Raw genomic sequence first — 14,416 nt, 5'->3', positions numbered from 1 at the left:
TCACGACGGGCCATGCGAACGGAGCAGGCGTGCCCTCGCCTGCCCTGCCCTCGTCCGGCGCGCCGGCGCGGCTGCGCGGCTGGCGCGGGGCGGTGGCTCTCACCGTCGTCACCCTCGTCCTGCTCGTCGGCATGCTCGGAGCGCTGGAGCTGGGCGCCGCGGCGCTGCTCGCCCGCCGCGCCGAGCCGACGGCCGCCGAGGTGCCGACCGACTTCGTGTCGCGCACGCTCGCCGGCATCGACCTCGCGCCGGAGATCAACCCGACGCCGCTGCGCGCCTGTCCCGTCCTCCTCTGGCGCAGCTCGCCGAATGCCACCAAGACGCAGCCCGTGAACCCGACGCCGGCCGGCACCGGGGCGACGTGGACGCTCGTCACCGACGCCGCCGGCCGCCGCAGCCCGCCGGTCGGCCCCCGCGACCCGAGCCACTATCGCGTGCTCTGCATCGGCGACTCGATCACCTTCGGGTTCAACGTCGACCAGGACGACCCGTTCCCGCGCCAGCTCGAGCACCTGCTCGCCGCGCGCTGGCCGGGCCGCACGTTCGAGGTGATCAACGCCGGCGTCCCGGGGTGGAGCTGGGCCCAGGGGGTTCGTTACCTCCGCACCGAAGGCCTCGCGCTCGCCCCCGACGTCGTCGTCATGGCCCACGGCACGAACGACCAGTTCTATCCGGTGACGACGACGGATCTCGAGCACCTCGGGCCCGCGCCGGGCAGCGTCGGCCGTCTCGTCGCGCCCGTCGTCGGCTTCGTCCAGCGCACCGCCATCGCCCGCCTGCTCGCCGACCACCGCCCCGAGCGCGGCGAGGAGCCCAGTCCCGGGTGCCGCGCGCAGAGCACCGCGCCGGGCAGCTGCCGGCGCGTGTCGCTGCCGCAGATCGGCGAGCTGATCCACGAGGCCCGCGAGGCGACGCGCGCGGCGGGCGCCGATCTCGTGGTGCTGAACGTCGACTTCATGGCCACGCGCGCGGTGCAGGGCGTGCGCCCGGCGGTACAGGCGGACGGCATCCCGTTCGTCGACCTCGTCGAGCGCTTCGCCGCGCTGCGGGTCACCGACGAGACCGCCCGCACCGAGCGGCTCGGCCTCGCGCCGGCGGGCGCGCTCGACGACCCCCCGCACGAGGACGGCAGCCGGCGGCTCGTCCTGCGCGTGACCGGCGTGCCGCCCGGAGGCGCAGTGACCGTGGCCGGCGAGGCCGAGTTCTTCGGCACCTTCCGCTTCGACACGCCGATGCACGACGACGGCGCGGACGGCGACGAGATCGCGGGCGACGGCGTGTACACCGCGACGGTGCTGGTGCCGCCCCGCGTGCCGTCGGTCGGCTACCGCTTCCATCGCGACGACGAGCCGGAGTTCCTGCCGCACCTCCCGCTCCCGTCGACCCAGGGCGTGCGCGCCGAGAAGATGCCCGGACCCCGGCGCGCGCCGGTCGCCGAGTTCGGGCAGCTGTTCCTCATGGCCGAGCGCACCCACCCCAGCCGCGCCGGCCATCGCATCATCGCCGAGGCGCTGGTCGACGTGATCGCCGGCCTACCGTCCCTGCGCGCCTTCCTCGCCCGCGGCGGGACGTAGCCCCAGACGGACGAGCGGCAGCGGGCGATCGCGCCAGCCGTCGAGCAGACCCCGCAGCTCGGCCGTCGCCTCGGACAGACGGCCGGCGCGCCAGGCGCTCCAGACGGCGTGCGGCGCGCCCCAGACGACGTCGACCGGCGCCAGCACGGCGAGCCGCAGCGCCCGCCGGCGTCGTGCCGCCCCCGCCAGCGGGCCGCGCGGCAACCCGTGCCGATCGAGGAAGAAGACGCGCGCGGCCTCGGCCCAGTCGAAGCGCCCGAGCCGCAGCCAGCCCTGTCGGTCGAGGGCCAGCGCCGCCAGCTCGAGCGGCACGCGGCGCGCGAGCTGCTTCACGAACGAGCGGCGCTCCTCGGGCGTCGCATAGGCGCGCAGGAGTCGCACCACGTTGCGGCCGCCGAGATACGCGCGTACGGGATTCGGCCGCAGCACCTCGGCGTTGGGCAGCGCGAGGTTGACGGCGTCGGTCGCGCCCGGATCCGCCGTGCGTCCGCCGACGCCGGTGCTGGCCGAGCCGCGATGGTAGACGCGCGCATAGGGCTCGTAGAACAGCTGCCAGCCGGCGGCGCGGGCGCGCAGGCCCCACTCGACGTCCTCGTGATAGGCGAAGTAGGTCTCGTCGAGCAGCCCGATCTGCCGCAGCGCCGTCGCGCGCAGGAGCAGCACGCAGCCGACCGCGATCTCGACGTTGCGCCGCTGGTCGAAGCCTTCGCCCGGCACGGCGTTGACGCCGCGCAACTGCACCGCGTGACGGTCGGCGAAGCGCACCTCGGACCAGGCGACGTCGAGCAGCTCCGGCCGGTCGTGACGATGGACGGCGCCGCACACGGCGGCCGCCTCGGGGCTGGCGGCCAGCGCCTCGACGAGCGGCGCCAAGAAGTCCGGCGACACCAGCGTGTCGTTGTTGAGGAGGAGCACGGCCGCCGCACCGTCGGCGAGGGCCTGCTCGATGCCGGCGTTGTTGCCGCCCGCGTAGCCGCGATTCTCGGCCAGGGCGATGATCGGCACGGCCGGTGCCGCGGCGCGGATGCGCGCCACGGAGCCGTCGCCGGAGCCGTTGTCGACGACCAGCACGCGCGCGCCGTCGAGCCGGGCGGCCGCCAGGCTCGCGAGACAGGCGATCGTGTCGTCGGCACGACGCCAGTTGAGGACGACGATCGTCACCTGCGCCGGCGCCAGCGGCGGAGGCCCCGCGTCGATCGCGTCGCTCATCGCAGGCCCAGGCGCTCGAGCGGCAGCGGACGGCCGAGGATGCCGTCCCAGTGGCCGGCCACGCACGCCTCGACCTGTCGCGTGAGCCCGTCGCGCCGCGCACGCCACAGCGCCAGCGGCAGCGCGACCGTGAGCGCGAAGGGCGCGACCAGGAGGGCGCGAAGCCGCTGCGATCGCGTCGGCTCCTTGCCGGGCCAGGTCTCCGACGGCACGCCGGCGACGTCGTAGCACCAGCTCGCGAGTCCGCGCCGGTAGCCGAAGAGCCCGAGCTTCAGCTCCTCCTCGCGCCCGGAGACGATCGCCAGCAGCTCGAGCGGGATGTTGTAGAGCGTCGACGCCCAGAAGTAGACGCGCTGGCGCAGCGAGCCGTGCGTGCGCATGAAGCGGACCGAGTTGCGCGCCCCGAGGTAGGTGCGCACGGGGTTCCACTGCAGCGGGATCGGGTTCGGCAGCTCCTCGCCGGCGGGCGGGCGCCGGCGCCGCGCCGGGGCACGCGGCACGTCGGTGCTCTTCGAGATGTGGTGCCAGACCCGCGAGTACGGCTGGTAGAAGACCTGCCAGCCGGCGCGTCCGGCGCGCACGCACCACTCGACCTCCTCGTGGTAGGCGAAGTAGGCCTCGTCGAGCGGGCCCAACCGCCGCAGCGCCTCGCCGCGCATGAGCAGCGAGCAGCCGACGCCGGCGTCGACCGGCCGCACCGCGTCGAAGCCCTCGCCCGGCAGCGCGTTCACGCCCTTGCGACGCACGATGCCGAAGCCCCAGTAGACCTCGAGCCAGGCCTCGGTCAGCACCTCGGGGACGTCGTAGCGGTAGATCGCGCTCGCCACCGCGGCGGCGCGCGGACACTCGTTCAGCAGCCACACGAGCGGCCCGAGGAAGTCGGTGGCGACCTTGGTGTCGTTGTTGAGGAGCAGGACGGCGCGCGCCCCACGCTCGAGCGCGTCGCGGATGCCGGCGTTGTTGCCGCCCGCGTAGCCGCGATTCTGCGGCAGCGCGATCACGGGGACGTCGGGGAACGCGGCGCGGATGGCCTCGACCGAGCCGTCCCGCGAGCCGTTGTCGACCACCGTGACGCGGGCACCGCCGAGGTCGGCCGCCGCCAGGCTCTCGAGGCACTTCAGCGTGACCTCGCGGCCGTTCCAGTTGAGGACGACGATGACCACGTCCCTCGGGCGCACGATCCGCGGGTCGGTCGATTCCTTCCAGCGGGACCGCGCACGGGTCACCAGCGAGCGCAGTCGTGTGGGCAGGGCCATGGGTACGTACGACGGAAGGCGCGGGATGTTAGCCGCGCGCAGCCGCGACCGTCAACGCGCGCACGGGTCGGCGACACAGCGCCCGCGATGGCGTTCGCGAGGGCGTTCCGTGTTGCAGCCAAATGCGGCGCTCTGGTAGGGTCCGCCGCGTGTCGCAGAGCCGTGTCGCCGGGGAGGGCAGCGCGTCCCCGCCCTGGTGATGAGCGGCCGCCACCCCGCCCATCCCGCCGCGCGCCGCACCACCTCGCATGACCCGCCACGGGCATCTCATCGCCCAGTTCGCGCTCAAGGATTTCAAGATCCGATACACGCACTCGGTCCTCGGGTACGCGTGGTCGGTCCTGAACCCCCTGCTCTTCTCGCTGATCTACTTCCTCGTCTTCTCCGTGTTCGTCCGCTTCGACGTGCCCCACTACCCGGGCTATCTGCTGCTCGGCATCACCATGTGGGGGCTGTTCGCCGAGGCCTCGACGAACGGCGTCAGCGCGCTCATGACGCACGCGGGCATCATCGGGAAGGTGCCGATGCCGCGCTGGATCCCGATCTGCGCGGCGGTGGTGAACGCGTTCCTCACCTTCGTGATCAGCGCCGTCGTCCTCGGCATCATCCTCTGGGCGACGGACGTCCCCGTCGGCTGGCCCGTCATCGTGCTGCCGATCCTCGTCCTCGACCTCGTCGTGCTCGCGCTCGGGATCGCCCTGCTGCTCGCCCCGCTCCACGTCCGCTTCCACGACATCGGCTACCTGTGGGGCATCGGCGTCCAGGTCGGCTTCTGGCTGACGCCGATCATCTATCAGGACATGCTCATGCCCGAGCAGTGGCGCTGGCTCATCACCTACAATCCGCTCGCGCGCCTGATCTTGTACGCCCGCCAGGCGGTCATCTATGGCTACTGGCCGGACATGGTCGGCATCATGAAGACCACGATCCTCGCCTTCGGCGTGCTCGGACTCGGGATACTCGCGTTCCGACGTCTCCAGGAGCGCGTCGTCGAGTACTTCTAGATGGCGGCGATCGAGATCCGCGACGTCTCCAAGGCGTTCCGCATCCCGCACGAGCGTCAGACGACCCTCCTCGAGCGCCTGCTCGGGCTCTTCCGCCCCTCCGCCGTCGACGTCCTCCAGGCGGTGCAGGACGTGTCGTTCGAGGTGCCTGCGGGCAGCTTCGTCGGCGTCATCGGCTCGAACGGCTCGGGCAAGTCCACGTTGCTGAAGCTGATGGCGGGCATCCTCGTGCCCGACAGCGGAACCATCCGCGTCGACGGGCACCTCGTACCGCTCCTGGAGCTGGGGCTCGGCTTCCATCAGGAGCTGTCCGTGCGCGAGAACGTCGCCCTCTACGGCGCCGTGCTCGGCTACCCGCGCGCCGAGATGGCGCGCCGCATCGACGAGGTGGTCGCATTCGCGGAGCTGGAGGAGTTCCGCGACGCCAAGCTGAAGAGCCTCTCGTCCGGCATGATGGTGCGTCTCGCCTTCGCGACCGCCATTCGCGCCGACGCCGACATCCTGCTGCTCGACGAGGTGATGGCCGTCGGCGATGCGCAGTTCCAGCGCAAGTGCGTCGAGACCTTCGAGGCGCTCCAGCGCGAGAAGAAGACGATCGTCCTCGTCAGCCACGATCTCGCGTCGGTGCAGCGCTTCTGCGACCGCGCCTTCTGGCTCGACCGCGGCCGCATCGTGATGTCCGGCGACCCGGCCGAGGTGGTGCAGACCTATCTCACCGTCATGAAGACCTCGCCCGTGAAGCCGGAGCTCCTCGATGCCCCGGCCGACGCAGACCACCGCTGGGGCGACGGCGCCGTGCGCTTCGGCGACATCCAGCTGCGCGACGCCGCCGGTCGCCGCACCGACAGCTTCCGCGCCGGCGTGCGCGCGGTGCTCCACGTCGACGCCGAGGTCCATGACGACTGCACGGATACGGTGTTCGGCATCATCATCTGGCTCGGCGGCCACGTCGTCTACTCGACGAACACCGTCCTGCTCCGCCGCCCGCTCGGCGCGCTCACCGCCGGCTCCCGGCTGCGCATCGAGGTCCCGTTCCTGGTCGCACTCGGCAACGGCCACTACTCGCTCACCGTCGCCATGGCCAATTCGCGCGACGGTACGGTCCACGATTGGATCAATCACCTCGTCACCTTCTCGGTCGACGGCAGCGCGTGTGGGGAAGGCATCGCCGACCTCGGCGCCGAGCTGCACGTCGCGATCGCCTCCGCCGACGATCCGAACGCCGGCGTCCCCCGCCTGCAGGAGGGCACTTCGTGAACGCTCCCAGCACCGCGCCGAAGGTGGCGGTCGTCATCCTCACCTGGAACCGGGTGGACGAGCTCGTCCCGTGCCTCGAGAGCTTCGCCGTCCTCGACTATCCGAACTTCCAGGTCGTCGTCCTCGACAACGGCTCGGAGGACGAGACGGTCGCGACCACGCGTGCGCAGTTTCCCTGGGTGACCCTCATCGAGAACGGCGAGAACCTCGGCTTCTGTCGCGGCAACAACGTCGGCCTCGAGTGGGCGCTGAAGCAGCCGGACATCGACTACGTGATGCTGCTGAACAGCGACACGCTGTGCACGCCGACGCTCGTCACCGAGCTCGTCCGCGCGATGCAGAGCGATCCGCGCATCGGCGTCGGCGGCGCGAAGAACCTCCTCATGGAGAACCCCGAGTACACCTGGGGAAAGTACGGCACCGTCACCTGGGGCCCGATGCTGGTGAAGACGATCGGCCGCTTCGTCCCCGACGACAAGCTCGAAGCCGCACCGCTGGACGTCGACTGGGTGATCGGCAACGCCTGCATGATGAGCCGCGAGTCGCTGCAGAAGGTCGGCCTCTTCGACGAGTTCTTCTGGCAGTGCAACGAGGACGTCGACTGGTGCTACCGCGCCCGCGCCGCCGGCTACCGCGTGGTGTACGTCGACCGCGCGAAGATCCTGCACAAGGGCGGCTCGTCGGCCGACCTCACGCAGAAGAAGGTCTTCTCGTACGGCTACTTCATCGGCCGCAACGCCTTCACCTTCGCGAAGAAGCACGGCACGTTCGCGCAGCAGGCGTTCCTGTTCACGACCATGTGGGCCGGCGTCATCGGCCGCATCACCTTCTTCACCCTCGACAACGCCAAGCACGCCATCCTCGGCCAGCGCGCGTTCGTGCGCGGCATGGTCGACGGCATGCGCGGCCGGCTGACGCCGTCGGAGATCACGGTGCAGTGGCCGCCGCCGATGAAGCGCAACCTCTCCCAGGGGCTGAAGGCGCGCATCAAGCGCTGGCTCGGCGTGTAGCCAAGCCATCTCGCGCCGCCGCACGACTGGTGGTACGCGCCTCGGCGCGTGATGGGCGGCCGCCCGTGGCTAAGTCGACGATCCTGCGAGTGACAAGAGGGCTCGGGCAGCATCCGGGAGCGACCGATCACCCGGGGCTCGATCCGACCGCGAGAAGATTCCGGGACGCCGGTTCGATCGCCGGAGCCTTTCGATCGGGGCGCCCGTCAGCGTGCAGCAGCGGCTGGTCCGAATTTAACGAGGCGCGGACACCGGCAGCGGCCATCATCCCGACCGCTCACCGCCTCTTCGCCCCTTCGGCACACGGCATCGAGACCTCCCCGCGCCTCAAGACACCACGATGCCCCCCGATCGCATCGTCTCATGATCACTTCCGATATACGCCGGAGAGCACTTCATGCATTGCGTCTGTTAATCAACGTGTTTATATATTGACATTCGCTCCACCTTCGCGCCACCAGTGCCGCACTACCCGTCACGGAGGACGTCACGATGAAGACGCTCGCCACCATCCGTACGGCTCGACTAGTGGCTGCGCTTGGCGCAACGACTGTGGCAGTGGCCAATGCAGCCTTCGTCGGCACCGTCGACTTCGACGGCGCCCGCCACGCAAACCACGTCGTGGCAGTAGGTCAATACGCCTACGTCGTGGTCGACTCCGACGGTGGCACAGCCCCAGAGCTATTCGTCGTAGACATCGATCCTCCACGCACGTCGGGCGTCGTAGGATCGCTCGACGTCGGGTCCGATGTCCGTTCCATATGGACCGATGGAACTCGCGCATATCTGGCCACTGCCGACGACGCTGCCGAGCTGATGATCGTCGACTTGACGAACAAGAGCGCGCCCGCCCTAGTAGGCACCTTCGATCTACCGCAGACGGGCGACGGCAGCGCCGTGACGGCGATCGGAACGACCGTATTCGTCGGTACATCGAACAACCCAGGTGCCGATGCCGAGTTCTTCATCGTCGACGCCGCGAACCCGGCGAATCCGACACTGCTTGGATCGTTCGACGTCGGGGCGGCGGTAAATGACATGGTGGCGACCGCGGGCCTAGCGTTTCTCGCGACGGCGCAGGGAACCAGCGAATTCCTGGCACTGAACGTGACCGTCCCAAATGCGATCACGATCGCCTCGTCAGTGAACGTGGCGGGATCGACCGTTGGAAGGGGCTTGGCCATCGACAGCGGGCGCCTCTACGGCACCACGGACGACAACGGGGCGAATGCAGACTTCTTCGCCTGGAGCATCGGCGCGGGCGGTGCGCTGACCTCCGTGGGCTCCCTCAACCTAGGTAGCAACAACCGCCGCGTGGCAGCAGCCAGCGGCCGTGCCTACGTCACCAGCACCACTCCCGAACGCGGACTTGCCATAGTCGACATCCGTATCCCAGCGGCGCCGGTGGAGCTCACGACCTTCAGTACGAACGGCGCGGCCCATGCCGTGAGCCTGCTGGACGGGATCGCCTATCTCGCGACCGCGAATGAGCAACAGGAGTTTCAGGTAGTGGCGGCCTCGCCCCGCGCACACCATCCGCCGCTGGCGGCTCAGCGCGATGCGGGAGTCGTGCCGGTGGCGATCACCGGAATCGGTTTCGGGGATGGCGGTGTGCTCGTTTTCACGCAAGGGCCAGACACGCTCATCGTAGGCTCCATGGACGTCTGCAACGACGTGCTGACGTCATCATGCATCGTTTTCTGGGACTCAGATTGGATCACGGCCAAGCTGCCGGCGGCATGGTCTGCAGCATCCGTTCAGGTAGTAACCGGCCCGAACGCTATCGATCGTACCGAAATGCAACGGATCCAGTATTACGCGCTCGACTATACCCCGAGCCAGCTCGGCCCCATCCCACCGTTGAACGTCAATCCCCACCCCCTGGCGCTTGCCGTCGACGGCTCCGACCCCCTGCACCGAGTCTGGCTCAACGACGAAAGCCGCTTCTACTTCAAGTCGGTCACACCGGGATCCCCATCATTCGTCACGGCTCTCCCCTTCAATCATCCGAACCCACCGCCCTTCTATACAGTGCTCAACGGGTCCCAGACGATCATGAGCGGTCAAAGCGAGGAGGTTCTGGTCGATCCTCATGGACGGGTCTGGTTCTCCGAGACGGGCCAGGCCTCTCCGCTGTTGCAGCCTCAGGCATGGAACTATGCCCGGATCGCTATGTATCGCTGGGATTCGACGCCGGGACACGAGGGGGACATCGTCGAGATGCGTATGTACAACATGCCAGGACAGGACCCCGGCGTTCGCGGCATGGCGTACGAAGCAAACTACGACGGGCAGGGCCACGACCGCGTCTGGTACACCGCACAAGCCCGCGGGGGTGGCATATTCGATACCCTTCCGGCGCGGATCGGCTGGTTCGATCCAGACGAGCCCGGCCTCGCGCACGATGGCACCCGCGTCTTCTCGCCCTCGGGAGCATGCCTCTCATGGTCATGCAGCGACGTGTTCGGTGCGTGCTGCTCAGACAACTCGACGCGACGCTGCTTGTGGGACACCGACTGCAACCTCAGCTCGTCGGTCTGCTACTTCGGCGAGGATCGTCCTGGATGCATCTTCCACGAGTACAAGTTACCGGCGTTCGTCCTCATGCCATCTCACATACAGCTGGGGCCGGACGGAGCGATCTGGTATGCGTCCTACTGGGGACGAGGGAATGATGACGCACTCCGGAACCTCGGAGGCAGCAGCCTCGGTCGCCTGGCTACCGATACCGGAGAGGTCACAGTCTATCCGCTTGGCGACGATCCGACCCGCGGCCAGCAGTGGACGATCGGCTCATCGCCGTGGGAACTCACGACAGTGTTCGGGCAGGATATCGTGGTCAACGAATACAGCGATTGCACGATCAATCGCTTCGACGTCTCGCGCGCTGGCGACCCGACATGCCTCACCCTCGACGGTTATCGCAATCCGTGTACTGTCGCTCGACACCTTCCCGGCCCGGCGTCGGAGTACCATCAGCACAGCATCATTGCCGACCAAAAGGACAATGTCTGGTTCACCATGGGCGGGCTTCATCCCGAAGCGTCACGCGCGGCGATCGGTTACGTGAAACGCGACTGGAAGGACATCGTCATGTTCCCCCCACTCGCGCTCTTCCCACTGGAGACGACGCTGACCCAAGCCTGTGCAACACTTGGGGATTCCGGCTCCGGCATCGCCGTTGACGGATCCAACGGTCACGTGTGGTTCGGGAACTACTGCCGCAAGCACATCGGCCGCCTACAACCCAAAGCCGTCAATCTCGCGCTCGCCCAACCGGCGACACAATCGGCAACCTTCTGTTTCCTCGGAGTGTGCGGATACGCGAGCGCCGCCAACGATGGTGACATCAGCGGCGACTTCTTCTCGGGGTCCGTCTCACACACCGGAACCAACCGGCCATGGTGGCAAGTTGACCTCGGCGCCGTCCGAGTCCTTCACGACATCGAGATATGGAACCGCACTGACGCCTGCTGCGTGAATCAGCTTCAGAACTTCAACGTGTTCGTGTCCGACACGCCGTTCGTGTCGAACGACCCGACCGTGATTGCAGCGACACCCGGGGTGCTGACCATCCATCAGGTCGACCCACCTGGGCGTCGCTTCACGGCGCCCATCACTCGCACGGGGCGCTACGTACGCGTGCAATTACTCGGCACTACGTACGCGCTGAATCTTGCGGAGGTGGTGGTGATTGGCGAGCCTTGAGTGCGACCATCCACCGGCGCTGGAATCTTGCGACGTCGATATATATGACGCGGCCGCTGACTCGAGCGCGCGTCAGTGCGCGTAGCCGAGCGCGCGCAGCCGCTCCTGCATCTCGGGCGTGACCGTGCCCTGCTCGTGCAAGGACATGCGCGTTCCCAACGCCATCCGCCACGCCTGCATCGCGGCTAGCAGTGCGTTGCGCTCGGGCCGCAGCGTCGCCGGATCGTCGTGGTGCTCGCCGGGGTCGTTGGCCAGATCGTAGAGCTCTACCGGCTGGCTGCCGTCCGGGCGCCGTCGGTCGAGGAGGATCTTCGCCGGCCAGCGGACAAGCGCCGCGTCGTGGCGACCCATGTCGCCCTTCGGGCTGTTCGGCAGCAGCTCCGCGAGCAGGTCACGACGCCCGACCCCGTGGCCGTAAAGCGCCGGCGCGAGCGAGCGCCCCTCGAACCGAGGCTCGGGCGCGAGACCGAGGAGATCGAGCAGGGTCGGCGCCACGTCGACAAGCGAGACCGGCTCCTCGACGACGACACCCGCGCGGCCGCGCGGCACCTGCATCAGGAGCGGGATGCGCAGCTGCTCATCGTAGAGACTCGTCCCGTGCCCGAGGAAGCCGTGCTCACGGAACTCCTCACCGTGGTCCGCCGTGACGACGACTATGCCGTCGCGCAGGAATCCGCGCTCCCGCAGACCCGTGAAGAGCGGCAGGAGCCCGGCATCGAGCGCCGCAACCTCCCCGTCGTACAGGGACTCCAGGAGCGCGAGAGCAGCCTCGTCGATCTGCGACCAGCGGGACGGGTCGATCATGTCGTCGTTGACGCTGCGGTCCGTGGCGCCGGGCGGCGGCGGAGTGCCGAAGCGGCTGCGCCAGGGCTCCGGCGGCAGGTACGGCCCGTGCGGCTCCATGAACTGCAGGTAGAGGAACAGGGGCGGCCGCACCCAGCGTCGCCAGAACGGCCCCCGGGCGATCTTGAGCTCGTCGATTAGGGCGAGAGCGTCGTGCACCAGGCGGCCGACGCGCGGCTTGTCACCGTCGCCGACGTACGGGAACCAGGCCTGGAAGCCCTGCGCGAATCCCAGTTCCTCCGTGAGGCGCAGATTCGCGGTGAAGCCAAGCCGGATATACCCCGCTTCGCCGAGCCGCTCCGCCAGCGTCACCTCCTCGGCCGGCAGGCGCGAGTCGTAGCGTCCGACGCCGTGCTCGGTCGGGTACCGGCTCGTGAAGAGGCTCGCCACCGCCGGATTCGTCCAGGAGGACGCGGACCACGCACGCGCGAAGCGGCCTCCGTCGGTCGCGAGCGCGTCGAGGTACGGCGTCAGGCCGCGCGGATTGCCGTACGCACCGAGCCGGTCCGCGCGCAGCGTGTCGACGACGACGACGACGACGTCGGGCAGACGGCGCGACCACCACACGGCCGCTGCACCCGCGCCGACGAGGAGCAGGAGCATGCCCGCGAGCGAGAAGCGTCGCCGCACGCGAAGGCTCAGGCGGCAGCGCGCCGCGTCATGTAGTCGGCGAGCGCCTCGCGCCAGGGCCGCATGCGATCGAGGCCCTGGCGGGCCGCCACGGCGTTCTCCAGCACCGAGTAGAACGGGCGCTTCACCGGCGCGGCGAACGCCGTCACCGTCGTCGGCTCGAGCGGCGTCGTGAAGGCACCCAGCTCGAAGATGGCGCGCGCGAACTCGTACCAGGAGCAACTGCCGCCGCTGGTCGCATGGTAGAGCCCCGGCTCGCCCTCGAGGGCAAGCACGCGGATCTGCGCGGCGAGGTCGGCCGTGAACGTCGGCGTGAGGATCTCGTCGTTGACGACCTTCACGACCGGCTGCTGGCCGGCCAGGCGGTACATCGTGTCGATGAAGTTGCCGCCCTTGGCGCGGCACGGTCGCACGCCGTAGAGGCCCGACGAGCGCACGACCTGATGGCGCCCGCCGCGCGCGAGCACGGCGTACTCGCCGGCGAGCTTCGAGATGCCGTAGACGTTCAGCGGCACCGGGCGATCCGTCTCGACGTAGGGCGTCTGCTTGGCGCCGTCGAAGACGTAGTCGGTGCTGACGTGGACGAGGCGCGCGCCGAGCTCGTCGCAGATCGCGGCGAGCGTGCCCGGCGCGGCGGCGTTCAGCGCGTAGGCCTGCGCGACCTCGGTCTCGCACTTCGGCACGTTGTGGAAGGCGGCCGTGTTGACGACGACGTCGGGCCGGAGCGCGGCGAGCTTCGCGCGCGCGCCCTCGGCGTTGCCGATGTCGAGGTCGTCGTGGGACAGGCCGGTGACGTTCAACCCCGCGAACGCCTCGACGCAGTCACTGCCGAGCTGGCCGGTGCTGCCGATGACGGCGACGGTGCTCAGAACACGCCTCCGATGCGCTTGATGGTCTGCTCCATGTCGGCGAGCAGCGTCATCCAGTCGATGTTGTAGTAGCGCGGGTTGAAGAAGTCCTGCTGGCCGTTCTCCGCGATCTTGCGCAGCATGTTCTCGACCGACTCCTTCACCGGGACCATCGCGCGCACGCCCAGCGCCTGCTCCACACGCTCGCCGCTGACCCGATACGAGCGCGTCTTGTGGCTCGTGTAGTCGACCTCGATCTCGACCTTCTTCACGGGCTTCAGGGCCTCGCGCACCCAGTGCGCCAGCTCGAGGATGCGGTAGTTCTTCCCGACGACGTTGTATATCTGCTTGAAGACCTTGTCGTCGGGCGCCTCGATGCAGGCGATGTAGACGCGCGAGAGGTCGGCGACGTCGACCAGCGGCCGCCACATCTCGCCGCCGCAGTGGACCGTCAGGAAGCCCTTCGCGAGCGCGTCGCGCATGAAGGTATTGACCACGAGGTCGTACCGCATGCGCGGGCTCCAGCCGTACACCGTCCCCTGGCGCAGCAGCACCGGGCAGAAGCGATCGTCGGCCATGTCGAGCAGGATGCGCTCGGCGTCGTAGTTGGAGACGGCATACGCCGCGCGCGGCTTCACCTCGGACTCCTCGTCGCGGAGGAAGTCCGGCGCGTAGAAGCCGAGGTCGTAGATCGAGCACGTCGACGCGAACACGAAGCGCTTGACGCCCTTCTGCTTGCACGCCTCGGCGACGACCTCGGTGCCGCGCGTGTTCATCTCCTCGTTGGCCTTGGGATTGAACTCGGCGGTGGGATCGTTCGACAGGCCGGCGAGGTGGATCACCGCGTCGCAGCCGTCGAGCACCGCGGGATCGAACGTGCGGATGTCGCCCTGCACCAGCTCGATCTTGTCGCGGATGTCGGCGAGACCCTCGTCACCGAAGTAGAGCTTGTCGAAGACCCGGACCGTCTCCCCCTTGTCGAGGAGCTGGCGAACCGCGACGCAACCGATGTATCCGGCGCCGCCTGTGACGAGAATCATGCGTACCCTCGCTGGATTTCCAGGAAAATGAAGCTGG

The 14,416-nt window shown here is 68.9% G+C and carries 10 protein-coding genes; 5 read left to right on the top strand and 5 right to left on the bottom strand.

The window, feature by feature from the left end; all coding sequences use genetic code 11:
• Positions 1-29: 29 nt before the first annotated feature.
• The gene (locus KIT14_17560; protein MCW5892332.1) at positions 30-1,574 is read left to right on the top strand and encodes a hypothetical protein; all 1,545 of its coding nucleotides are present in this window, start codon (positions 30-32) and stop codon (positions 1,572-1,574) included.
• On the opposite strand, the gene KIT14_17555 is transcribed toward KIT14_17560, so the two are convergent.
• Both KIT14_17555 and KIT14_17550 read right to left on the bottom strand, forming a co-directional pair.
• Positions 1,533-2,783: a glycosyltransferase family 2 protein gene (locus KIT14_17555; protein ID MCW5892331.1), complete on the bottom strand. Its 1,251-nt coding sequence runs from the start codon at positions 2,781-2,783 to the stop codon at positions 1,533-1,535. The two genes, KIT14_17560 and KIT14_17555, sit on opposite strands and share 42 nt — an antisense overlap.
• Positions 2,780-3,961, bottom strand: coding sequence for a glycosyltransferase family 2 protein (locus tag KIT14_17550; protein ID MCW5892330.1), 1,182 nt, complete (start codon positions 3,959-3,961; stop codon positions 2,780-2,782). Before KIT14_17550 ends, KIT14_17555 begins: the two co-directional genes overlap by 4 nt.
• 326 nt (positions 3,962-4,287) lie before the next feature.
• Here KIT14_17550 and KIT14_17545 point away from each other — a divergent pair, with 326 nt between their 5' ends.
• The 4 genes from KIT14_17545 (at position 4,288) to KIT14_17530 (ending at position 11,018) form a co-directional block, all read left to right on the top strand.
• Positions 4,288-5,043: an ABC transporter permease gene (locus KIT14_17545; protein ID MCW5892329.1), complete on the top strand. Its 756-nt coding sequence runs from the start codon at positions 4,288-4,290 to the stop codon at positions 5,041-5,043.
• Positions 5,044-6,300 carry an ABC transporter ATP-binding protein gene (locus KIT14_17540; protein ID MCW5892328.1) on the top strand — a complete coding sequence of 419 codons (1,257 nt, stop codon included), beginning with the start codon at positions 5,044-5,046 and terminating at the stop codon, positions 6,298-6,300.
• The gene (locus KIT14_17535; protein ID MCW5892327.1) at positions 6,297-7,310 is read left to right on the top strand and encodes a glycosyltransferase family 2 protein; all 1,014 of its coding nucleotides are present in this window, start codon (positions 6,297-6,299) and stop codon (positions 7,308-7,310) included. Before KIT14_17540 ends, KIT14_17535 begins: the two co-directional genes overlap by 4 nt.
• Positions 7,311-7,802: 492 nt before the next feature.
• On the top strand, positions 7,803-11,018 hold the full coding sequence (locus KIT14_17530; protein MCW5892326.1) for a hypothetical protein: 3,216 nt from the start codon (positions 7,803-7,805) through the stop codon (positions 11,016-11,018).
• A 72-nt stretch (positions 11,019-11,090) separates the two neighbouring features.
• Here KIT14_17530 and KIT14_17525 read toward each other — a convergent pair whose 3' ends face one another.
• From KIT14_17525 to KIT14_17515, 3 genes are all read right to left on the bottom strand, one after another.
• Positions 11,091-12,491, bottom strand: a complete 1,401-nt coding sequence (locus KIT14_17525) for a sulfatase (GenBank protein MCW5892325.1) — start codon at positions 12,489-12,491, stop codon at positions 11,091-11,093.
• An 8-nt stretch (positions 12,492-12,499) separates the two neighbouring features.
• The gene (gene rfbD / locus KIT14_17520) at positions 12,500-13,291 is read right to left on the bottom strand and encodes a dTDP-4-dehydrorhamnose reductase (GenBank protein ID MCW5892324.1); all 792 of its coding nucleotides are present in this window, start codon (positions 13,289-13,291) and stop codon (positions 12,500-12,502) included.
• Positions 13,292-13,356: 65 nt separating this feature from the next.
• Positions 13,357-14,379, bottom strand: coding sequence for an SDR family oxidoreductase (locus tag KIT14_17515; GenBank protein MCW5892323.1), 1,023 nt, complete (start codon positions 14,377-14,379; stop codon positions 13,357-13,359).
• Positions 14,380-14,416: the final 37 nt, after the last annotated feature.

This window comes from bacterium, from assembly GCA_026129405.1.
GTDB lineage: Bacteria > Desulfobacterota > Binatia > DP-6 > DP-6 > JAHCID01.
Note: the sequence above shows the minus strand (reverse complement) of the source record. Positions and strands in the feature narration are given on the sequence as shown.

Coding starts and splice junctions, on each gene's coding strand:
- KIT14_17555 (MCW5892331.1), bottom strand. CDS start 2,783: ATGAGCGACGCGATCGACGCGGGGCCTCCGCCGCTGGCGCCGGCGCAG.
- KIT14_17545 (MCW5892329.1), top strand. CDS start 4,288: ATGACCCGCCACGGGCATCTCATCGCCCAGTTCGCGCTCAAGGATTTC.
- KIT14_17540 (MCW5892328.1), top strand. CDS start 5,044: ATGGCGGCGATCGAGATCCGCGACGTCTCCAAGGCGTTCCGCATCCCG.
- KIT14_17530 (MCW5892326.1), top strand. CDS start 7,803: ATGAAGACGCTCGCCACCATCCGTACGGCTCGACTAGTGGCTGCGCTT.
- KIT14_17515 (MCW5892323.1), bottom strand. CDS start 14,379: ATGATTCTCGTCACAGGCGGCGCCGGATACATCGGTTGCGTCGCGGTT.